The organism is Streptococcus sp. FDAARGOS_520, assembly GCF_003812685.1.
Lineage (GTDB): Bacteria > Bacillota > Bacilli > Lactobacillales > Streptococcaceae > Streptococcus > Streptococcus agalactiae.
Genome location: NZ_CP033810.1, coordinates 2,027,036 through 2,047,895, shown reverse-complemented (window position 1 = coordinate 2,047,895; position 20,860 = coordinate 2,027,036). Strand labels below are relative to the sequence as shown.

At 35.2% G+C, this 20,860-nt stretch carries 21 protein-coding genes; 17 read left to right on the top strand and 4 right to left on the bottom strand.

Going from position 1 to position 20,860, the window contains the following annotated elements; all coding sequences use genetic code 11:
• Nucleotides 1–10 precede the first annotated feature (10 nt).
• The 9 genes from prfA (at nucleotide 11) to EGX96_RS10740 (ending at nucleotide 9,163) form a co-directional block, all read left to right on the top strand.
• Nucleotides 11–1,090, top strand: coding sequence for a peptide chain release factor 1 (gene prfA / locus EGX96_RS10780; RefSeq protein ID WP_001028826.1), 1,080 nt, complete (start codon nucleotides 11–13; stop codon nucleotides 1,088–1,090).
• Nucleotides 1,090–1,920 carry a peptide chain release factor N(5)-glutamine methyltransferase gene (gene prmC, locus EGX96_RS10775; protein WP_001104948.1) on the top strand — a complete coding sequence of 277 codons (831 nt, stop codon included), beginning with the start codon at nucleotides 1,090–1,092 and terminating at the stop codon, nucleotides 1,918–1,920. The genes prfA and prmC overlap by 1 nt, the downstream gene beginning before the upstream one ends.
• Nucleotides 1,913–2,509, top strand: a complete 597-nt coding sequence (locus EGX96_RS10770) for an L-threonylcarbamoyladenylate synthase (RefSeq protein ID WP_000998735.1) — start codon at nucleotides 1,913–1,915, stop codon at nucleotides 2,507–2,509. The genes prmC and EGX96_RS10770 overlap by 8 nt, the downstream gene beginning before the upstream one ends.
• Nucleotides 2,510–2,600: 91 nt before the next feature.
• On the top strand, nucleotides 2,601–3,857 hold the full coding sequence (gene glyA / locus EGX96_RS10765) for a serine hydroxymethyltransferase (RefSeq protein ID WP_000575545.1): 1,257 nt from the start codon (nucleotides 2,601–2,603) through the stop codon (nucleotides 3,855–3,857).
• 4 nt (nucleotides 3,858–3,861) lie between these two features.
• Nucleotides 3,862–4,839, top strand: a complete 978-nt coding sequence (locus EGX96_RS10760; RefSeq protein ID WP_000968655.1) for a nucleoid-associated protein — start codon at nucleotides 3,862–3,864, stop codon at nucleotides 4,837–4,839.
• Between the two features lies 1 nt (nucleotide 4,840).
• Nucleotides 4,841–5,443, top strand: coding sequence for a lysozyme family protein (locus tag EGX96_RS10755; RefSeq protein ID WP_000472259.1), 603 nt, complete (start codon nucleotides 4,841–4,843; stop codon nucleotides 5,441–5,443).
• An 11-nt stretch (nucleotides 5,444–5,454) separates the two neighbouring features.
• Nucleotides 5,455–7,176, top strand: coding sequence for an ABC transporter ATP-binding protein (locus EGX96_RS10750; RefSeq protein WP_000826946.1), 1,722 nt, complete (start codon nucleotides 5,455–5,457; stop codon nucleotides 7,174–7,176).
• Entirely contained in the window at nucleotides 7,177–8,910 is a 1,734-nt protein-coding gene (locus tag EGX96_RS10745; protein ID WP_000647638.1) for an ABC transporter ATP-binding protein, read from the top strand.
• Between the two features lie 13 nt (nucleotides 8,911–8,923).
• Complete coding sequence (locus EGX96_RS10740; RefSeq protein WP_000746858.1) at nucleotides 8,924–9,163, top strand: hypothetical protein; 240 nt, start codon at nucleotides 8,924–8,926, stop codon at nucleotides 9,161–9,163.
• A gap of 23 nt (nucleotides 9,164–9,186) precedes the next feature.
• Here EGX96_RS10740 and EGX96_RS10735 read toward each other — a convergent pair whose 3' ends face one another.
• The 4 genes from EGX96_RS10735 to coaB all read right to left on the bottom strand — a co-directional run bounded on the left by EGX96_RS10735 (nucleotide 9,187) and on the right by coaB (nucleotide 12,854).
• The gene (locus EGX96_RS10735; protein WP_000222543.1) at nucleotides 9,187–10,905 is read right to left on the bottom strand and encodes a phospho-sugar mutase; all 1,719 of its coding nucleotides are present in this window, start codon (nucleotides 10,903–10,905) and stop codon (nucleotides 9,187–9,189) included.
• Nucleotides 10,906–11,014: 109 nt separating this feature from the next.
• Nucleotides 11,015–11,587, bottom strand: coding sequence for an ECF transporter S component (locus tag EGX96_RS10730; protein ID WP_000728786.1), 573 nt, complete (start codon nucleotides 11,585–11,587; stop codon nucleotides 11,015–11,017).
• Between the two features lie 45 nt (nucleotides 11,588–11,632).
• Complete coding sequence (coaC, locus tag EGX96_RS10725; RefSeq protein WP_000595814.1) at nucleotides 11,633–12,175, bottom strand: phosphopantothenoylcysteine decarboxylase; 543 nt, start codon at nucleotides 12,173–12,175, stop codon at nucleotides 11,633–11,635.
• The gene (coaB, locus tag EGX96_RS10720) at nucleotides 12,168–12,854 is read right to left on the bottom strand and encodes a phosphopantothenate--cysteine ligase (protein WP_032456578.1); all 687 of its coding nucleotides are present in this window, start codon (nucleotides 12,852–12,854) and stop codon (nucleotides 12,168–12,170) included. Before coaB ends, coaC begins: the two co-directional genes overlap by 8 nt.
• A 153-nt stretch (nucleotides 12,855–13,007) precedes the next feature.
• On the opposite strand from coaB, the gene EGX96_RS10715 reads away from it, so the two are divergent.
• The 8 genes from EGX96_RS10715 to EGX96_RS10680 all read left to right on the top strand — a co-directional run bounded on the left by EGX96_RS10715 (nucleotide 13,008) and on the right by EGX96_RS10680 (nucleotide 20,843).
• Nucleotides 13,008–13,844 carry a lipoate--protein ligase family protein gene (locus EGX96_RS10715; RefSeq protein ID WP_000455156.1) on the top strand — a complete coding sequence of 279 codons (837 nt, stop codon included), beginning with the start codon at nucleotides 13,008–13,010 and terminating at the stop codon, nucleotides 13,842–13,844.
• Nucleotides 13,837–15,036 (top strand): NADH-dependent flavin oxidoreductase, encoded by a 1,200-nt coding sequence (locus EGX96_RS10710; protein WP_001067079.1) that lies wholly within the window; start codon nucleotides 13,837–13,839, stop codon nucleotides 15,034–15,036. Before EGX96_RS10715 ends, EGX96_RS10710 begins: the two co-directional genes overlap by 8 nt.
• Entirely contained in the window at nucleotides 15,033–16,019 is a 987-nt protein-coding gene (locus EGX96_RS10705) for an MsnO8 family LLM class oxidoreductase (protein WP_000778223.1), read from the top strand. The genes EGX96_RS10710 and EGX96_RS10705 overlap by 4 nt, the downstream gene beginning before the upstream one ends.
• 28 nt (nucleotides 16,020–16,047) lie before the next feature.
• Nucleotides 16,048–16,380, top strand: coding sequence for a glycine cleavage system protein H (locus EGX96_RS10700; RefSeq protein ID WP_000717327.1), 333 nt, complete (start codon nucleotides 16,048–16,050; stop codon nucleotides 16,378–16,380).
• Entirely contained in the window at nucleotides 16,373–17,191 is an 819-nt protein-coding gene (locus EGX96_RS10695) for a protein-ADP-ribose hydrolase (RefSeq protein ID WP_001133610.1), read from the top strand. The genes EGX96_RS10700 and EGX96_RS10695 overlap by 8 nt, the downstream gene beginning before the upstream one ends.
• Nucleotides 17,160–18,038, top strand: coding sequence for an SIR2 family NAD-dependent protein deacylase (locus tag EGX96_RS10690; protein ID WP_000219401.1), 879 nt, complete (start codon nucleotides 17,160–17,162; stop codon nucleotides 18,036–18,038). Before EGX96_RS10695 ends, EGX96_RS10690 begins: the two co-directional genes overlap by 32 nt.
• Before the next feature lie 26 nt (nucleotides 18,039–18,064).
• Nucleotides 18,065–19,084, top strand: coding sequence for a lipoate--protein ligase (locus EGX96_RS10685; protein ID WP_000280832.1), 1,020 nt, complete (start codon nucleotides 18,065–18,067; stop codon nucleotides 19,082–19,084).
• 88 nt (nucleotides 19,085–19,172) lie between these two features.
• A complete protein-coding gene (locus EGX96_RS10680; protein ID WP_000845314.1) occupies nucleotides 19,173–20,843 on the top strand; it encodes a formate--tetrahydrofolate ligase in 1,671 nt (556 codons plus the stop codon).
• Nucleotides 20,844–20,860: the final 17 nt, after the last annotated feature.

The window sequence follows — 20,860 nt, the reverse complement described above, 5'->3', positions numbered from 1 at the left end:
ACAAAGAAAAATGAATATTTATGATCAATTGCAGGCAGTTGAAGATCGTTATGAAGAGTTAGGTGAGTTACTTAGTGATCCAGATGTTGTTTCAGATACAAAGCGATTTATGGAATTATCACGTGAAGAAGCTAATACTCGAGAAACTGTCACAGCTTATAGAGAATATAAGCAAGTCATTCAAAATATTTCAGATGCTGAAGAAATGATCAAGGATGCTTCTGGTGATGCTGAATTGGAAGAAATGGCTAAAGAAGAACTTAAAGAATCAAAAGCAGCTAAAGAAGAGTATGAAGAAAGATTAAAAATCCTTCTATTACCTAAAGATCCTAACGATGATAAAAACATTATTTTAGAAATTCGTGGTGCTGCTGGTGGCGATGAAGCAGCGCTTTTTGCTGGTGATCTTTTAACAATGTATCAAAAATATGCTGAAACTCAAGGATGGCGTTTTGAAGTTATGGAATCATCCGTTAATGGTGTTGGTGGTATTAAAGAAGTGGTTGCTATGGTTTCTGGTCAGTCAGTTTATTCTAAGCTTAAATATGAATCAGGAGCTCATCGTGTTCAACGTGTCCCGGTGACAGAGAGTCAGGGTCGTGTTCATACTTCAACTGCAACTGTTTTGGTAATGCCAGAAGTTGAAGAAGTAGAATACGAAATTGATCAAAAAGACCTTCGCGTCGATATTTACCACGCGTCTGGTGCTGGTGGTCAGAACGTCAATAAAGTTGCTACTGCAGTTCGTATGGTACACATTCCTACAGGAATCAAAGTTGAAATGCAAGAAGAACGTACTCAGCAAAAAAACCGTGATAAAGCGATGAAAATCATTCGTGCTCGTGTTGCTGACCATTTTGCGCAAATTGCTCAAGATGAACAAGATGCTGAACGTAAATCAACAGTTGGTACTGGTGATCGTTCAGAACGTATTCGCACTTATAATTTCCCACAAAATCGTGTAACAGATCATCGTATTGGTTTGACACTTCAAAAATTAGATACTATTTTATCTGGAAAAATGGATGAAGTTATTGATGCACTTGTTATGTATGATCAGACTCAAAAGTTAGAAGCCTTAAATAAATAATGAATTATGCGCAGTTAATCAAGCATTACGGACAGTTATTAGAAGCTTGTGGTGAAGAAGTCGAAAATTTTATTTATGTATTAAAAGACCTAAAACAATGGTCAACAACTGATTACCTTTTAAATCAAAATAGTAGTGTGAGTGATACTGATCAGCAATTAATGGAAAATATTTTTCAACAGCTTAAAAAACATAGATCACCGCAGTATATTACAGGTAAAGCTTACTTTAGAGACCTTATTTTCTTTGTTGATGAACGAGTTTTAATTCCGAGGCCTGAAACAGAGGAGTTGGTTGATCTAATCTTATCAGAGAATAAAGTAGAAGATTGTTCTGTTTTAGATATTGGTACAGGTAGTGGAGCAATTGCCATTTCTCTAAAAAAAGAACGCCCCTCTTGGGATGTTCTAGCTAGTGACATTTCTGTATCTGCATTAGACTTGGCAAAGGAAAATGCTAATAATTGTGATGCGGAAGTGACTTTTATAGAATCAGATGTCTTTAGTAACATTTCAGGTAAATTTGATATTATTGTGTCTAATCCTCCCTATATTTCTTACAATGACAAAGACGAGGTGGGGAAGAATGTGCTAGCTTCAGAGCCTCATAGTGCCCTTTTTGCAGACGAAGAAGGATTAGCTATTTATCGTAAAATCATTGAAAACTCAAGAGAATATTTGCAACCTAGAGGTAAATTATATTTTGAAATAGGTTACAAACAAGGTGATGATTTACGAAGTTTATTGAAAAGATATTTTCCAAACAATCGTTGCAGAGTTTTGAAAGATATATTTGGTAAAGATAGAATGGTGGTATTAGATAATGAATGATTTGGGACAGATTTTAGAGGATCATGGCGCAGTTATTATGCCAACAGAAACAGTCTACGGAATTTTTGCCAAAGCTTTGAGTGAAGAAGCTGTGAACCACGTCTATGAGCTTAAAAAAAGGCCTCGTGATAAGGCTATGAACTTAAATATATGTGATTTTGAGACTATTTTAAAATATTCTAAAAATCAACCGACCTATTTAAAGCAATTGTACGATGCTTTTTTACCAGGACCGCTAACCATTATTTTGGAAGCTTCACAAGAAGTTCCGCATTGGATCAATTCTGGGTTATTAAGCGTAGGATTTCGGATGCCTAAGCACCCTGTAACCCTTGATATGATTGCTAACCATGGTCCACTGATTGGTCCTTCTGCTAATATTTCTGGATGTGATAGTGGTCGTGTGTTCTCAGAAATTCAAAAACAGTTTAATCATCAAGTTTTAGGTATTGAAGATGATAAAGCATTGACAGGTGTGGATTCTACTATTATTGATTTGTCTGGTGATAGAGTTAAGATTTTAAGGCAAGGTGCAATCACGCAAGAGGTACTAACGGCTACGATACCTGAATTAATTTTTGAAAATTAATTTAATCATCTTGCAACTAATAGTAAAAATGTGATAAATATAATGATTGAAACCATTATTTAAAAGTTATAACGAGCTTAAGGAGTAAAAAATGATTTTTGATAAAGACAATTTTAAAGAATTTGACCAAGAACTTTGGCAGGCTATTCATGATGAGGAAATTCGCCAACAAAATAATATTGAATTAATTGCATCAGAAAACGTTGTTTCAAAAGCTGTTATGGCAGCACAAGGTTCTGTTTTGACAAATAAATATGCCGAAGGGTATCCTAGTCATCGTTATTATGGAGGAACAGATTGTGTTGATGTAGTTGAAAGTTTAGCTATAGAACGAGCTAAGACGTTATTTAATGCTGAGTTTGCTAATGTTCAACCACATTCTGGTAGTCAGGCTAATGCAGCAGCTTACATGGCTTTAATCGAGCCGGGAGATACTGTCTTAGGGATGGACTTAGCAGCAGGTGGGCACTTAACACATGGCGCTTCAGTTAGCTTCTCAGGAAAAACTTATCATTTTGTTTCTTATTCTGTTGATCCTAAGACGGAGATGCTAGACTATGATAACATTTTGAAAATAGCACAGGAAACGCAGCCTAAATTAATTGTTGCAGGGGCATCGGCTTATTCTCGCATTATTGATTTTGAAAAATTTCGTCAAATAGCAGACGCAGTAGATGCTTACTTAATGGTTGATATGGCTCACATTGCAGGTTTAGTTGCTTCTGGTCATCACCCTAGTCCTATTCCTTATGCTCATGTAACGACAACGACAACACATAAGACTCTACGTGGACCTAGAGGTGGTTTGATTTTAACCAATGATGAAGCAATTGCTAAAAAAATTAATTCTGCAGTCTTTCCAGGACTCCAAGGTGGACCATTAGAACATGTAATTGCTGCAAAAGCTGTAGCTTTGAAAGAAGCCCTAGATCCTTCCTTTAAAATATACGGTGAGGATATTATTAAAAATGCTCAAGCCATGGCTAAAGTTTTTAAGGAAGATGATGACTTTCATTTGATTTCTGATGGTACTGATAATCATTTGTTCTTAGTAGACGTCACAAAAGTTATTGAGAATGGCAAAAAGGCACAAAATGTTCTTGAAGAAGTCAATATCACTCTTAACAAGAACTCTATACCGTTTGAGCGACTATCACCATTTAAAACATCAGGTATTCGAATTGGTACTCCAGCAATTACTAGTCGAGGAATGGGAGTTGAAGAATCTCGAAGAATCGCTGAATTAATGATTAAGGCACTCAAAAATCATGAAAATCAAGATATCCTCACAGAAGTTCGTCAAGAAATTAAATCATTAACGGACGCTTTCCCCTTGTATGAGAATTAATGTTATGATGGATTTTTATATCAAACAGATTATTATACATCAGTTTTCTCCTAACGACACAGAGTTAGTGCTATCAGATACTCCGTTAACCCTAACTCCAAGGATTGATGACTACTTTCGTAAAAAATTAAGTAAAGTTTTTTCTGATGAAGCTAAGCGTGGCTATTTTGGAGAGGATAATGTATTTATGAGTCATTTACAAGATGATTTATATGTTTCTTCCTGTCAAATTGCGCAACTTTGGAAAGAAGAGTTTGTCATATCGGAAGATCAAAAAACGAATGACTTAGTTTTTATTCAATTTGACAAGGATGGAATGGAACATTTTGCTTTTCTTCGAATCTCATTAAAGGAACAATTTGCTCATGTTTCTGAAAATCAAGAGCAGCCAATTACAATAACACAGAATAACCTTCCAAGTGCTGCTCAAACTCCAGATGAAGCTTTGGTTGTTAACAAGTCATCAAAGCAATACTATTTAATTGAAAAGCGTATCAAACACAATGGTTCATTTGCTAATTATTTTTCTGAAAATTTATTACAAGTACAACCAGAACAGTCGGTTAAAAAATCTATCAAAATGGTTGAACAGACTGCTCAAAAAATTGCTGAAAATTTCAACAAAGATGATTTTTCTTTCCAATCAAAAATGAAATCGGCTATTTATAAGAATTTAGAAGAAGAGCAAGAATTGTCTCCAGAAAAATTAGCAGATCAATTATTTGATGATAATTTAACAGCCAGGCTGACTTTTGTTGATGAATTGAAAGATGCAATACCTGGACCTGTTCAAGTAAGTGATATTGATCATTCCCGTCAAATTAAGAAGTTAGAGAATCAGAAGCTATCTCTTTCAAATGGTATTGAATTGATTGTACCCAACAATGTCTACCAAGATGCCGAATCAGTTGAATTTATCCAAAACCCTGATGGTACATACTCAATACTAATCAAAAACATACAGGATATTCAAAATAAATAATATGTTTAAATTTTTAAAACGTTTGATAGCATTAATTATTATTATTTTCATTGGGTACCGTCTGGTTATCATCCATGAAAATGTTAAAAAAGTGCTTCAATATCATGATTTAGTGCAGAATACTCTTGCAGAGAATGGTTCAGAGGCTAATGTGCACTTAGTATTATCTATGATTTATACTGAAACTAAGGGAGATGCTATAGATGTGATGCAATCAAGTGAAAGTATCAGTGGAACTACGAACAGTATTACGGATAGCCACACCAGTATTAAACATGGCGTCACTCTGTTGTCACAAAATATAAGTCAAGCTAAAAAAGCTAAGGTTGATGTATGGACTGCTGTCCAAGCATACAATTTTGGTTCTTCTTATATTGATTATGTAGCGGATCATGGGGGTGAAAATTCCATTGAGTTGGCCAAAAATTACTCTAAAAATGTTGTAGCTCCCAGCCTAGGAAATTATAACGGGGACACTTACTTTTACTATCATCCTCTCGCCTTAATTTCAGGAGGGAAGCTCTATAAAAATGGTGGTAATATTTACTACTCACGTGAAGTTCAATTCAACCTTTATTTGATAAAAATAATGGAGTTGTTTTAAGAAGGGTAAGTATGAAAAGACTAACTTATTATTTTAAGGGGTATATCAAAGAAACTATCTTTGGACCCCTTTTCAAATTATTAGAAGCCTCTTTTGAACTTTTGGTACCAATCGTTATTGCAAAAATGATTGACGAGACCATTCCACGAGGGGATAGAAGTAGTTTACTGTTGCAAATTGGATTGATTTTCTTTTTGGCTGCGGTGGGTGTTGTAGTAGCGATAACTGCTCAATATTATTCTTCAAAAGCCGCAGTTGGTTATACGAGACAATTGACAGAGGATCTCTACCAAAAAGTCATGTCACTGGGGAAAAAAGACAGAGATGAATTGGGAACTGCTAGTTTGATTACTCGTTTGACTGCTGATACATTTCAAATCCAAACTGGTTTAAATCAATTTTTACGTTTATTTTTGAGGGCTCCGATTATTGTTTTTGGTGCCATAATTATGGCTTTTTCCATTAGCCCCTCATTGACTATTTGGTTCTTGGTAATGGTTGTCACGTTATTTATCATTGTTTTTGTAATGTCTCGACTATTAAATCCTATTTACCTTAAAATCAGAACTTCAACCGATTATTTGGTAAAGTTGACTAGGCAACAACTTCAAGGTGTACGAGTTATCCGTGCCTTTAATCAAGTAGATAGAGAGAGTGAAGCATTTAATGATATCAATTATCATTATACGAATTTACAATTAAAAGCAGGTAGGCTTTCTAGTTTAGTAACGCCTCTAACATTTCTAGTTGTTAATATCACTTTGGTTGTGATTATTTGGCGTGGTAATTTAAATATAGCTAATCATCTTTTATCACAAGGAATGTTGGTTGCTTTAATTAATTACTTATTGCAAATTCTTGTTGAATTGTTAAAAATGACAATGTTGGTGACATCACTGAACCAAAGTTATATCAGTGCTAAGCGAATTATAGCCGTTTTTGAAAGACCGTCTGAAATAATTGATGACAAACTTGAGCCAAAATATTCGAATAAGGCTTTAGAAGTACAAGAAATGGCATTTTCTTATCCAAATTCTTCTGAAAAAGCTTTATCTGATATTACTTTTTCTATGAATGTAGGAGAAACTTTAGGGATAATTGGTGGAACTGGCTCTGGGAAATCAACCTTGGTTAATTTACTGCTTCATATTTATAAAGTGCAAGAAGGGGATATTGATATATATCATCAGGGAAAAAGTCCAGATACAATTTCAAATTGGCGTACCCTGGTAAGAGTTGTTCCTCAAAATGCTCAGTTGTTTAAAGGAACTATTCGTTCTAACCTTTCTTTGGGACTTGGTAAAGTTAGTGAGGAAAAACTTTGGACTGCTTTAGAAATAGCACAAGCTAGTGATTTTGTAAAAGAAAAAGATGGTCAACTTGATGCCCCTGTAGAGAGTTTTGGTAGAAATTTCTCTGGTGGTCAAAGGCAAAGGTTGACGATTGCAAGAGCTTTAGTTCAAGATAAGATACCATTTTTGATTTTAGACGATGCAACATCTGCATTGGATTATTTAACAGAAGCTCGTTTATTTAAAGCCATAACTAAACATTTCAACCAAACTAATCTTATTATTGTATCACAGAGAATTAATAGTATACAAAATGCAGATAGAATCTTACTCCTTGATAAGGGGAAACAAGTTGGTTTTGATAATCATCAATCTTTATTAGCTCATAACAAAGTTTATAAGTCCATTTACCATTCACAAAATTTTAAGGAGGAGGAGTAAATGAAAGCAAGTCATCCTAAAAAGATACAAAAAAAGCTTGTTCAAGATCTTCTTTCTAAAAAAAGCTTAGTAGGAATGGCATTATTAGGGACGGTTGTACAAGTTTGCCTCACTGTTTATTTGCCTGTTCTAATTGGACAAGCGGTAGACGTTGTATTATCGCCTCATTCTATGATATTATTGTTACCTATAATGTGGAAGATGATTGCAGTCATTTTAGCAAATGCTATTATTCAATGGATTAATCCTCTGCTCTATAACCGCTTAATTTTTCATTATGTTGCTTCTTTAAGAAAGGCTGTAATGGAAAAGTTGAATCTATTGCCTATAGCTTACCTTGATAAACGTGGCATAGGTGACTTGATTAGTCGTGTGACTACCGATACGGAGCAATTATCAAATGGTTTATTAATGGTTTTTAACCAGTTCTTTGTTGGTTTATTAACTATTCTAGTTACTATTTTTAGTATGGCAAAGATTGATTTATTAATGCTTTTTTTGGTATTATTTCTGACGCCTTTATCACTCTTTCTAGCCCGCTTTATTGCTAAAAAGAGTTATCACTTATATCAAAATCAAACGGCATCACGAGGACGACAAACTCAATTCATTGAAGAGATGGTGAGTCAAGAAAGCCTTATTCAAGCATTCAGTGCGCAAGAAGAAAGTAGTAATCATTTTAGGACTATTAATCAAGAGTATGCTAACTTTTCTCAATCAGCAATTTTTTATTCTTCAACTGTCAATCCATCAACCCGATTTATCAATAGTTTGATTTATGGCTTCTTAGCTGGGATTGGTGCCCTTCGTATTATGTCAGGGGCTTTTAGTGTTGGTCAATTAATCACTTTCTTAAATTATGTCAATCAATATACTAAGCCATTTAATGACATCTCTTCCGTCCTGTCTGAGATGCAAAGTGCTCTGGCTTGTGCAGAACGCCTTTACTCTATTTTAGAAGAATCGTCACCAAATATAACAGGGACAGAAAAACTTGATTCATCAACGGTCAAGGGTCAAATCGATTTTAAAAATGTTGTTTTTGGTTATAATAAATCAAAACCACTATTGAATGGTATTAATTTACACATTCCAGCAGGAGCTAAGGTCGCTATTGTAGGACCAACAGGTGCTGGGAAGTCTACTTTAATCAATTTATTAATGCGTTTCTATGAAGTTGACGGGGGAAATATCCTTTTAGATGGTAAGCCTATTACTGATTATGAGCCATCACAATTAAGGCAAGAAATTGGAATGGTATTACAAGAAACGTGGTTAAAAAGTGCTACGATTCACGATAACATTGCATATGCCAATCCTAAAGCTAGCCGTGACGAAGTGATAGAGGCTGCAAAAGCAGCTAATGCAGATTTCTTTATCAAACAATTACCGAATGGATATGATACGTATTTAGAAGATGCTGGAGACTCGTTATCACAGGGGCAATGTCAGCTATTGACAATTGCTCGTATTTTTCTTAAATTACCTAGAATATTGATATTAGATGAGGCAACATCGTCTATAGATACTCGTACTGAAGTTCTTGTTCAAGAAGCATTCCAAATGTTGATGAAGGGGAGAACAAGCTTTATTATTGCACATCGCTTATCTACCATTCAAACAGCAGATATTATTTTAGTTATGGTATCTGGTGAAATTGTAGAAGTGGGTAACCACTCTGAATTAATAGCTCAAAAAGGTATTTATTATCAAATGCAAAATGCACAAAAGTAGTAAGAGGAATTATATGAAAAAAAGGCTTCAACTATTATTACTGATATTTATTTCTGCAGTTTCATGGTTTATCAGTAACCAACTAGCAACTAAGAATACGGTATTATCTGTTTTAATAGGTTTAGTTGCAGTTATTGGGATAACGTGGTTAATTGTAAGTCTGCTCTATTATTTGATCGTGAAGTTAATTGCAGTTATATTTCATATAATTGAAAATAATAGAACATCGTTAGATAGATATAAAAAAAGCTAGGAGTAAGTTCCTAGCTTTTTTTATTAATTTACAAATGTTGTAATCTCTTTTTCAATATTGGCGATTTTTGTTTCTGCATCTGCTAAATCATTACCGACCGTAGCAATATAGAACTTGATTTTTGGTTCAGTTCCTGAAGGGCGAACTGCAATCCATGAATCATCAGCTAACGTGTACTTCAAAACATTACTTGGAGGAGTTGTTAAGTTAGATATTATTCCATCATTTTTAGTAGCGGTTTGTTTTTGGAAATCTTCTAATAATACAATATCAGTATTGTTAAATTGTTTTGGACCATTTTCACGGAATTTGTCCATAATCTTCTTAATTTCAGCAGCTCCATCCACTCCTGAAAGTGTTACTGAAATCGTTTTTTCAGCAAAATAACCATATTCTTTGTAAATTTCATCAATACCATCTGCAAGTGTTAAACCACGCGAACGGTAATAAGCTGCAATCTCAGCAACCAAAAGAACTGCTTGAATAGCGTCTTTATCACGGACAAATGGTTTAATAAGATATCCGAAGCTTTCTTCAAAACCAAACATATAGGTGTGGTTATGTTTTTCTTCAAACTCTTGAATTTTCTCAGCGATGAATTTAAATCCAGTTAAAACGTTAAACATTGTAGCGCCATAACTTTCGGCAATTTTTGTTACTAATTCTGTTGATACGATTGATTTAGCGAGAGCAGCATTTTCTGGAAGTGTTCCTGCTGTTTTATGAGCTTCCAGGATGTATTTCGCAATAATCGCTCCAATTTGATTTCCAGAAAGGTTTTTATAAGAACCATCTGGTTGGCGAATTTCAACGCCTAGGCGGTCTGCATCAGGATCAGTAGCTACTAAGACATCTGCATCAACTTCTCGTCCGAGTTCTTCAGCAAGAGCAAAGGCAGCTTGGCTTTCAGGGTTAGGAGATTTGACAGTAGAAAAGTCTGGATCTGCCTTAGCTTGTGATTCTACTACAACAACAGATTCAAAACCGGCTTGAGCAAGGGCACGGCGTGTCAACATCTCACCAGTTCCGTGGAGAGGAGTATAGACAATTTTCATGTCTTTTCCAAAGTTATTGATTAAATCTTGATTGATATTAACATCTTTAACCTCTCTAAGATATTCAATATCAACATCTTCACCGATAACTTGAATAAGACCCGCTGATTTGCTTTCATCTAAATCAGCAAGTTCAACTGCAAATGGATTTTCAATAGCACGGATAAAGTCTGTTAGTGCATCAGCATCAGCTGGTGGTAGTTGACCTCCGTCTTGTCCGTAGACTTTATAACCATTGAAAGGTGCTGGATTGTGGCTTGCAGTAACCATAATACCAGCATAGGCATTTAAATGGCGAACAGCAAAAGAGAGTTCTGGTGTTGGACGAAGAGCTTCAAATACGTAAGATTTAATTCCATGCTGTGCCAAGACCTGTGCAGACTCAAAAGCAAATTCTGGAGAGAAGTGGCGCGAATCATAAGCGATAGCTACACCACGTTTTTTAGCTTCCTCTCCCTTAGTTTCGATTAATTTTGCCAATCCTTCGGTTGCTTGACGGACAACATAAATATTAATACGATTTGTACCAGCACCAATATAACCACGCATACCAGCAGTACCAAATTCTAAGTTTGTGTAAAAAGCATCTTCTTTTGTTTTTTCATCCATTGATAGTAATTCTTGACGAAGATAGTCAGGAAGCTGCTCAAAATCTAACCATTTTTGAAAATTTTCTGTGTAAGTCATTGAAATACTCCTTCAATATTTATAAACGCTTTCATTATAACATGTTTTTTTCAATATGACTATAAAATATAAGTAAGAAAAGCCAGGAAGATTTCTTCCTGGCCAGTTTTTAATGTTTAATATTGAGAATACGAGGAACAGTTAGATATACAATGATAGCTGCAATGACCATCTCAGCTAATGAATTAGATGAAATAATCCCAGCGAGCATTAGCTTGATATTCCCATTATAAGTACTTGAAAAAAAGATAAAAATTCCAGATAAAACAAATACTGTGTTTGTTAGAGAGCCTATAGCACCTGAGATAGCCAAACCAAAGCGGTTGTGTAGTAATTTGTAAACGAAATAAGGAATAATCCCGATTAGAATACGTGGTACAAGTGCAATAATTAGCGAATAAAAATTACCATTTTCAACAAAAGGTGAGAAGAGGTAACTCGTTGGTAATAGAACAATGCTGCTGTTAGCTACGCTGATCCCACCCATTAAGGCGCCTAGAGTTGCACCAATACGAGGTCCATAGGCTATAGATGCAATAATAACTGGGATATGCATCAAAGTAGGTTTAATGGGGACTAACCAAAAACTAAAAATAAATGATGACAAAAAATGAATGACAAGCATAATAGCAAAAAAGATTGCAATTATAGCAATGTTAGAGGATTTGTTTTTCTTTTTCATTATAACTCCTTAAATTAAACTAGAAATAGTATACAAATTTACAGCCTAATTTGCAACTTCTTGTATACATTTAAGTATAGTAGAGATATCAGCTAGGGCTCCTTGACCGGTATCACCACAGGCAAGCAAACTAATACGAGGTTCAATTTCCTGATAACCTATTTTTTTCAAAATATCAATGTTACGTTGGGTGATTGTATTATGATACATCTTTGTATTCATTGCTGGTGCGATAAGTTTTGGAGTTTCATCAGGCATAGCAAGAGCAACGCTTGTTACGATGTTATCAGCGAAGCCATATGCTAGATGAGCAATAGTATTAGCAGAGGCAGGTGCAACGATAAATAAATCTGTGCGTTTTGCTAATTCGATATGGTTGATGATTTTTGGGTTATGCTCATCCATAACATCTAAATGAATAGGATTTTTTGATAATACTTGCAGAGTTAACGGTGTAATAAATTCTGTGGCAGCTTGTGTCATTATGATATGAACATCATAGCCAATTTTAGTTAATTGACTTGTAAGGTCTGCTGCTTTATAGGCCGAAATTGAACCGGTGACGGCTAGTGTAATACGTTTAATCATATTTTTTTACCTTTTCGTAAATTAATTGAGCAATGTCTTCTTTGGTGGTAGCTTTATACACATTATCATGATCAAGTAGGTAGGCTATGTGATGTTTTGAGGTAATATCAATGAGGTCATTAGCTAAAATAAACGTAGCTTTATTTTTGATTAAGCTATGACGAGCAACTTTAAAAAGATTTTCTTTAGTAACGTTCACAAGTAGTTTAAAACCTACTAGAATAATTTGAGGATTCCATTTTTTTACAAGGCTGATAACTTTTGGTGTTTTTTTGAGAAAAAGGACTTGATATTCTGATTCAGATGATATTTTCCCTTCGTGGTTATCTTTGCGCAAAAAAGTATCTAAATCATCGCTTGATTTAACCTTTTCGAAATCAGCCATGTAGACGGGGGTATAGTCAGACACTGCCATGCTATGAATTAAAATATCATGCTCTTTCACTAATGGCTTCAAGGTTTTTATTAATGAGTCAACGTCCTCAATCTCAAATATGGATAAGTTGGTAGCAGATTCTGGTTTGATTGCATTTTTAGTAGTCACGAGTGTCACCTGATGTCCTTCTCGTAAATATTTTTCTGCAATTATTTTTCCTAAAGCTCCTGTTGCGTGATTCGTGATACTCCTAACGGTATCAATTTTCTCGGTAGTTCCACCTGATGTAATCAAAATTTTCATAGCCATATTGTACATAAAAAAATGCTTTTCGTAAATAAAAGATATATTTCTTCTTGATAGTAATGGAATTTGAGGGAAACTTACTGGAAAATTTCAAGCGATTGCGATAAAATAAATCTTGCAGAGTTTTCTAGAGAAAGGAGGTCAGATTTATTGGAATGGCAAGATCTAGCGCAGTTACCTGTATCTATTTTTAAAGACTATGTTACAGATGCTCAAGACGCGGAAAAACCTTTTATATGGACAGAAGTATTTTTAAGGGAGATTAATCGCTCAAATCAAGAAATTATTTTGCATATTTGGCCGATGACTAAGACAGTCATTCTGGGGATGTTAGATCGAGAATTACCACATTTAGAATTAGCTAAAAAAGAAATCATCAGTCGTGGCTATGAACCAGTTGTTCGGAATTTTGGTGGTCTCGCAGTTGTAGCTGATGAAGGAATTTTAAATTTTTCATTGATTATTCCAGATGTTTTTGAGAGAAAATTGTCTATCTCAGATGGGTATCTTATAATGGTCGATTTTATTAGAAGTATATTTTCAGATTTTTATCAACCTATTGAGCACTTTGAAGTAGAGACCTCCTATTGTCCTGGTAAGTTTGATCTTAGTATAAATGGCAAAAAATTTGCTGGCTTGGCTCAGCGCCGTATAAAGAATGGTATTGCGGTATCGATTTACCTTAGCGTTTGTGGCGATCAAAAAGAGCGGAGTCGAATGATTTCAGATTTTTATAAGATTGGTCTAGGTGATACGGGTAGTCCAATTGCTTATCCAAATGTAGATCCTGAAATTATGGCTAATCTATCTGATCTATTAGATTGTCCTATGACAGTAGAAGATGTTATTGATCGTATGTTGATTAGCCTTAAACAAGTAGGTTTTAATGATCGTTTACTGATGATTAGGCCCGATTTAGTTGCAGAGTTTGATAGATTTCAGGCTAAGTCTATGGCTAATAAGGGGACGGTGAGCAGAGATGAATAATGTCCAAGGTAATTTATTTCGTCCATTAATACTTCCCAATGGATTGAGCTTAGAAAATCGTTTTGTTCTATCACCTATGGTAACTAATTCTTCTACATCAGAAGGTTTTGTAACTGATGACGACATAGCATATGCTGTTCGTCGTGCTAAATCCGCTCCATTACAAATTACTGGAGCAGCATATGTTACAGAATATGGTCAGTTATTTGAATATGGTTTTAGCGTTTCAAAGGATGAGGACATTCCTGGTTTGACTAAATTGGCTAAAGCAATGAAGTCTAAGGGAGCGAAAGCTGTTTTGCAGCTGACGCATGCTGGACGTTTCTCAAGTCACACTTTGGCAAGACACGGATATGTATATGGTCCCAGCCCTATGCAATTGCAATCGCCATACCCACATCAGGTTAAAGAACTAACACACAAAGATATACTAATGATTATCGATGAATATGTCCAGGCTACAAGACGAGCTATACAAGCTGGATTTGATGGTGTTGAAATATCTTCTGCACAACGATTACTAATTCAAACTTTTTTCTCAACCTTCTCAAATCAAAGAAAAGATGAGTATGGTCCTCAAACTTTGACTAATCGCTGTCGTTTAGGCTTAGAAGTTTTTAAAGCGGTACAAAAAGTTATCAGAGAAGAAGCAGAGTCAGATTTTATCCTTGGTTTTAGAGCGACGCCTGAAGAAACTCGCGGTTCACAAATTGGATATAGCATTGAAGAGTTTATGGAATTTCTTGAAAAAATTTTAGCGATTGCTCAGGTAGATTATCTTGCTATTGCAAGCTGGGGGCATGATGTCTTTAGAAATACTATACGTTCTGAGGGAGTTTACAAAGGGCAGCTGGTTAATCAAGTTATATTTGAACATTTTGGTGATAGAGTTCCAATTATGGCAACTGGAGGTATTAATAGTGCTTCAAAGGTGTTTGAAGCCTTACAACATGCTCATATGGTAGGAGCTTCCACGCCCTTAGTAGTTGATCCGGAATTTTTACAAAAAATAAAAGCTAAGCGTTCTGATCAGATTAATTTAAGGATTAAAGTGAGTGATTTAGAAGGTTTGGCGATTCCAAAAGCCTCCTTTAAAGATATTGTTCCTTTGATGGATTATGGAGAATCTTTACCAAAGGAAGCTCGAGAAGTTTTTAGAGAACTTCGAAGCAATTATAGGGAGGAAAGATGAAATTAAGTGTCCTTGATTATGGGCTTATTGATTATGGAAAAACTGCAAGTGATGCAATACAAGAAACGATTCTTTTATCACAAGAGGCGGAGCGACTAGGATATCATCAATTTTGGGTGGCTGAACATCACGGTGTTAAGGCATTCAGTATTAGCAATCCAGAATTAATGATAATGCATTTGGCTAACCAGACTAAATCTATCAAAATTGGCTCTGGAGGTATAATGCCTCTGCACTATAGTAGTTTTAAACTCGCGGAGACTCTCAAGACATTAGAGACATGTCATCCGAATCGAGTAAGTATTGGTTTAGGAAATTCACTAGGGACAGTTAAAGTTTCAAATGCACTTCGTAGCTTACATAAAGCACATGATTACGAAGAGGTACTGGAGGAATTGAAGTCATGGCTTATTGATGAATCATCCAGTAAGGAACCATTAGTTCAACCGACTCTTTCTAGCTTCCCAGACTTATATGTGTTGGGGAGTGGTCAAAAATCAGCTTATTTAGCGGCTAAACTTGGCTTAGGCTTTACCTTCGGTGTTTTTCCTTTTATGGACAAAGACCCATTGACAGAAGCTAAAAAGCTTTCATCTCTTTATTATCATCAGTTTGAAGAATATTATCCTAATAAGTCTCCTAATTTGATGGTAGCTGCATTTGTAGTTATAGCTGATACTTCAGAAGAAGCTGAAAACATAGCAAAGACTTTAGATATCTGGATGCTAGGAAATAAAGACTTCAATGAATTTGCAACATTTCCTACTATTGAAGAAGCTAATCATTACCAATTGACTCCTGAACAAAAAGCAAAAATTAAATCAAATCGCCACCGTATGATTGTAGGTGATCCAAAACAAGTTAAAGACAGCCTTGACGCTTTAGTTAATGCTAGTCAAGCAGAAGAACTACTTTTGATTCCTCTTGTTCCAGGACTTGATCAACGAATCAAATCCTTAAAATTATTATCACAGTTATATTAATCACGTTTTCTCAGAAAGGAAAATACTCATGAAAAAAATTGCGAACTACTTATTAATTGAAAAAAATGAAGAACGTTATACTATCAGCTTAACTCCCGAACTTCAAGATGACTTGGGAACTGTTGGATATGTAGAATTCACAGATGATACAAATTTAGAAGTTGATGATGTTATTTTAAATATTGAAGCTTCAAAGACGGTTATGGCAATTTTATCTCCTCTTACAGGTAAAGTTGTTAAAGTTAATACAGCTGCAAGTCAAGAACCAACTTTGTTAAATTCTGAAAAAGCTGACGAAAATTGGTTGGTTGTGTTAACAGACGTTGATTATGCTGCTTTTGAAGCTTTAGAAAATGCCTAATCAAAAACAACTATTGCTAGCCATGATTGAGTATCTTCGGTCAGAAAAATTAACAGACGTTGATGACTTGAGGACCACCGATTTGCAAACGGTTTGGCGTGCTCTAGTTAATCAACAAGATCCTCAAAACATTAGTCAAGAGTACCTGTCTTTAGAAGATAGGTATTTGTCACATTGGTGGAATACTCAAAAAGTAAAAACGATAGACGTCTGTCATCAAACGGTATATTCAAATGTATTTACCTACCATGGGGATATTTGCTTATTACAAGTGGATGCTATTGTTAATGCAGCAAATGGTAAGTTGTTAGGTTGTTTTATTCCTAATCACCATTGTATTGACAATCATATTCATACGTTTGCAGGTTCACGATTACGTTTAGCATGTCATCAATTGATGACACAACAAGGACGAATGGAAGCCGTAGGACAAGCTAAACTTACCGAATCCTATCATCTTCCTTGTAAGTATGTTATTCATACAGTCGGACCTTACGTAAAAGTTGATCAAAAGCCATCTCGTATAAGAGAGGATTTATTAAAGTCTTCTTATAAATCCTGCTTACAGTTGGCAGTTCGAGCTAATCTTAAAACAATTGTCTTCCCTTGTATATCAACGGGAGAATTTGGTTTTCCTAATCAAAGAGCTGCTGAATTGGCTGTTCAAGCGATATTAGAGTGGCAACGCGAAAATCAGCACAAACTCTATATTATTTTCAATACATTCACACCTAAAGACCAAGAGATTTATCAAAAATTATTATTAAAAGAGGAAATAGATGACAGTGTGGAAGACTCTAGAAAAAACTAATCATTCTCAATCAGAAATACTAAGTCAGTTAATAGAAGAATCAGATGCTATTGTAGTTGGTATTGGTGCAGGCATGTCTGCAGCGGATGGATTCACCTATATTGGCCCCAGATTTGAAGAAGCTTTTCCGGATTTTATTGCTAAATATCAACTATTAGATATGTTGCAAGCAAGTCTTTATGACTTTGAAGATTGGGAAGAATATTGGGCCTTCCAAAGTCGTTTTGTGGCACTTAATTATTTAGATCAACCGGTAGGACAAGCTTATCTTGATTTAAAGGATATTTTAGCGAAAAAAGAATATCATATTATTACAACTAATGCTGATAATGCCTTCGCTGTGGCTGATTATAATTTAGAAAAAGTTTTTCATATTCAAGGTGAATATGGCTTATGGCAGTGTAGTCAACATTGTCATCAACAAACTTATCGAAATGATCAGGCAATTCGTCAAATGATTGCACAACAAAAGGATATGAAGATTCCTAGTAACTTAATCCCCAAATGCCCAAAGTGTGATCAACCGTTTGAAATTAATAAACGTAACGAAGAAAAAGGTATGGTGGAAGATGCTGACTTTCATGCTCAACGACAACGTTATGAAAATTTCTTATCACAACATCAAAATGACAAAGTTCTTTATCTAGAGATTGGAGTTGGACATACCACGCCACAATTTATTAAGCATCCGTTTTGGCGATTCGTCTCTTTAAATGAAAACTCTTTATTTGTTACTCTTAATCACAAGCATTATCGCATTCCTCAAAAGATTCGCTCAAGGAGTGTGCAACTGACACAGCATATCGCTGAATTAATTGCTGAAGCGAAAAAAGAAATTATTGGATAACTAAATTGCTATAAAAGGAGACCTAAATGTATCTTATTGAACCAATTAGAAATGGTAAGCGTATCACAGACGGTGCGATTGCACTTGCCATGCAAGTTTATATTTTACAAAATGTTTTTTTAGATGATGATATTTTATTTCCATACTATTGTGATCCTAAAGTTGAAATCGGAAAATTTCAGAATGCAGTTATAGAGACTAATCAAGAATATTTGAAAGAACATGATATTCCTGTTGTTCGTCGAGATACTGGTGGAGGGGCTGTTTACGTTGACTCAGGTGCTGTAAATATTTGCTATCTAATGAAAGATCATGGACAATTTGGTGATTTCAAACGAGCTTATGAGCCAGCTATTAAGGCCCTAAAAACTTTAGGTGCTTCTAGTGTTGAAATGAGGGGACGAAATGACTTAGTTATTGATGGTAAAAAAGTATCAGGTGCAGCAATGACGATAGTAAACGGTCGTATTTACGGTGGTTACTCTCTTTTATTAGATGTTGATTTTGATGCTATGGAAAAAGTGTTAAATCCTAATCGGAAAAAAATTGAATCTAAAGGGATAAAATCTGTCCGAAGTCGAGTAGGAGATATTCGTAGCCACTTGTCAGAAGATTATCGTCATATCACAACCGATCAATTTAAAGATTTAATGGTTTGTCAATTATTACATATTGATCATATTGATCAGGCAAAACGCTATCATCTAACCGAAAAAGATTGGGCTGCGATTGACGCTCTAGCTGATGAAAAATATAAGAATTGGGATTGGAATTATGGTAACTCACCACAGTATTCGTATCACAGAGATGCTCGTTTTCCGTCAGGAACTTACGATTTTCACTTAGAAATTGAGAAAGGTATTATTACGAATTGCCGTATTTATGGTGACTTTTTCAGTTCTAAAGATATTTCAGATATTGAAAACCTTCTCATTGGTTGCCCTATGAAAGAAGAATTAGTCTTGGAAAAATTAAGTACTGTATCACTAGAAGATTATTTTGGTCAGACTAGCCCAGAAGAAATAAAAGCAGTTTTATTTCCATAAGACGAACATTTTAAATTTTTTTTGCAAAAAAATATGTTTTTATAGGGAATATTGCTATACTATTTTTATTATTTAGAAGGAGAATATCATGAAAACAGATATTGAAATAGCGCAAAGCGTCGCCCTAAAGCCTATTGCTGAGATTGTTGAGCAAGTAGGAATTGGTTTTGATGATATAGAATTGTATGGTAAATACAAAGCAAAATTATCTTTTGATAAGATTGAAGCTGTAAGATCTCAAAAAGTAGGAAAGTTAATTTTAGTAACTGCTATTAATCCGACACCAGCAGGTGAGGGAAAATCCACTATGAGCATTGGATTAGCTGATGCTTTAAATAAAATTGGTAAAAAAACGATGATTGCGCTTCGCGAACCTTCTTTAGGTCCTGTAATGGGTATTAAAGGAGGAGCTGCTGGAGGTGGATACGCACAAGTACTACCAATGGAAGATATTAATTTGCATTTTACTGGTGATATGCACGCAATCACAACTGCTAATAATGCTTTATCAGCTCTACTTGATAATCATATTCATCAAGGCAATGAATTAGATATTGACCAACGTCGAGTGATTTGGAAGCGTGTAGTTGATCTTAACGATCGTGCTCTTCGTCAGGTGATCGTTGGCTTAGGAAGCCCTGTCAATGGGATACCACGTGAAGATGGCTTTGATATTACTGTTGCTTCTGAAATAATGGCTATTCTATGTTTAGCTACTGACCTATCAGATTTAAAGAAACGCCTGTCAAATATTGTTGTGGCTTACTCAAGGGACCGTAAACCAATCTATGTTAAAGATTTGAAGATTGAAGGAGCTCTCACACTTATCCTAAAAGATGCTATCAAACCTAATTTGGTTCAAACCATTTATGGGACACCGGCTCTTGTCCATGGGGGACCATTTGCTAATATTGCACATGGATGTAATTCTGTCTTAGCGACTTCAACAGCTCTACGCTTAGCAGATTACGTTGTTACTGAAGCTGGTTTTGGAGCAGACTTGGGCGCTGAAAAGTTTCTTGATATAAAAACGCCAAACCTTCCGACTTCTCCCGATGCGATTGTTATTGTTGCTACATTGCGTGCATTGAAAATGCATGGAGGTGTTTCAAAAGAAGATCTTTCACAAGAGAACGTCAAAGCAGTTAAAAGAGGTTTTACAAATCTCGAGCGTCACGTTAACAATATGCGTCAATATGGTGTTCCGGTAGTTGTAGCTATCAATCAGTTTACTGCAGATACAGAAAGTGAAATTGCAACTCTTAAAACCTTATGTAGTAATATTGATGTGGCAGTTGAATTAGCAAGTGTGTGGGAAGATGGAGCAGACGGTGGCCTTGAACTTGCACAGACTGTTGCTAATGTGATTGAAACACAATCATCCAATTACAAACGCTTATATAATGATGAAGACACTATTGAAGAAAAAATTAAAAAAATTGTTACTAAAATATATGGTGGTAATAAAGTTCATTTTGGACCTAAGGCACAAATACAATTAAAAGAGTTTAGTGACAATGGCTGGGACAAGATGCCTATTTGTATGGCAAAGACACAATATAGCTTTTCTGATAATCCAAATTTACTTGGTGCTCCAACTGACTTTGATATAACTGTTCGTGAATTTGTTCCAAAAACAGGAGCTGGTTTTATAGTTGCTCTTACTGGAGACGTATTGACAATGCCTGGTTTACCTAAAAAACCTGCAGCTCTCAATATGGATGTTTTAGAAGACGGTACAGCCATTGGATTATTTTAAATAATAAAGAGGTAGGG

What these genes read in the sequence shown, in the direction of transcription:
- EGX96_RS10770 (WP_000998735.1), top strand. Translation starts at nt 1,913, where the DNA reads ATGAATGATTTGGGACAGATTTTAGAGGATCATGGCGCAGTTATTATG.
- EGX96_RS10685 (WP_000280832.1), top strand. Translation starts at nt 18,065, where the DNA reads ATGTATCTTATTGAACCAATTAGAAATGGTAAGCGTATCACAGACGGT.
- EGX96_RS10740 (WP_000746858.1), top strand. Translation starts at nt 8,924, where the DNA reads ATGAAAAAAAGGCTTCAACTATTATTACTGATATTTATTTCTGCAGTT.
- prfA (WP_001028826.1), top strand. Translation starts at nt 11, where the DNA reads ATGAATATTTATGATCAATTGCAGGCAGTTGAAGATCGTTATGAAGAG.
- coaC (WP_000595814.1), bottom strand. Translation starts at nt 12,175, where the DNA reads ATGATTAAACGTATTACACTAGCCGTCACCGGTTCAATTTCGGCCTAT.
- EGX96_RS10710 (WP_001067079.1), top strand. Translation starts at nt 13,837, where the DNA reads ATGAATAATGTCCAAGGTAATTTATTTCGTCCATTAATACTTCCCAAT.
- EGX96_RS10750 (WP_000826946.1), top strand. Translation starts at nt 5,455, where the DNA reads ATGAAAAGACTAACTTATTATTTTAAGGGGTATATCAAAGAAACTATC.
- prmC (WP_001104948.1), top strand. Translation starts at nt 1,090, where the DNA reads ATGAATTATGCGCAGTTAATCAAGCATTACGGACAGTTATTAGAAGCT.
- EGX96_RS10700 (WP_000717327.1), top strand. Translation starts at nt 16,048, where the DNA reads ATGAAAAAAATTGCGAACTACTTATTAATTGAAAAAAATGAAGAACGT.
- EGX96_RS10705 (WP_000778223.1), top strand. Translation starts at nt 15,033, where the DNA reads ATGAAATTAAGTGTCCTTGATTATGGGCTTATTGATTATGGAAAAACT.
- EGX96_RS10680 (WP_000845314.1), top strand. Translation starts at nt 19,173, where the DNA reads ATGAAAACAGATATTGAAATAGCGCAAAGCGTCGCCCTAAAGCCTATT.
- EGX96_RS10695 (WP_001133610.1), top strand. Translation starts at nt 16,373, where the DNA reads ATGCCTAATCAAAAACAACTATTGCTAGCCATGATTGAGTATCTTCGG.
- EGX96_RS10690 (WP_000219401.1), top strand. Translation starts at nt 17,160, where the DNA reads ATGACAGTGTGGAAGACTCTAGAAAAAACTAATCATTCTCAATCAGAA.
- EGX96_RS10760 (WP_000968655.1), top strand. Translation starts at nt 3,862, where the DNA reads ATGATGGATTTTTATATCAAACAGATTATTATACATCAGTTTTCTCCT.
- EGX96_RS10745 (WP_000647638.1), top strand. Translation starts at nt 7,177, where the DNA reads ATGAAAGCAAGTCATCCTAAAAAGATACAAAAAAAGCTTGTTCAAGAT.
- EGX96_RS10730 (WP_000728786.1), bottom strand. Translation starts at nt 11,587, where the DNA reads ATGAAAAAGAAAAACAAATCCTCTAACATTGCTATAATTGCAATCTTT.
- glyA (WP_000575545.1), top strand. Translation starts at nt 2,601, where the DNA reads ATGATTTTTGATAAAGACAATTTTAAAGAATTTGACCAAGAACTTTGG.
- EGX96_RS10755 (WP_000472259.1), top strand. Translation starts at nt 4,841, where the DNA reads ATGTTTAAATTTTTAAAACGTTTGATAGCATTAATTATTATTATTTTC.
- coaB (WP_032456578.1), bottom strand. Translation starts at nt 12,854, where the DNA reads ATGAAAATTTTGATTACATCAGGTGGAACTACCGAGAAAATTGATACC.
- EGX96_RS10735 (WP_000222543.1), bottom strand. Translation starts at nt 10,905, where the DNA reads ATGACTTACACAGAAAATTTTCAAAAATGGTTAGATTTTGAGCAGCTT.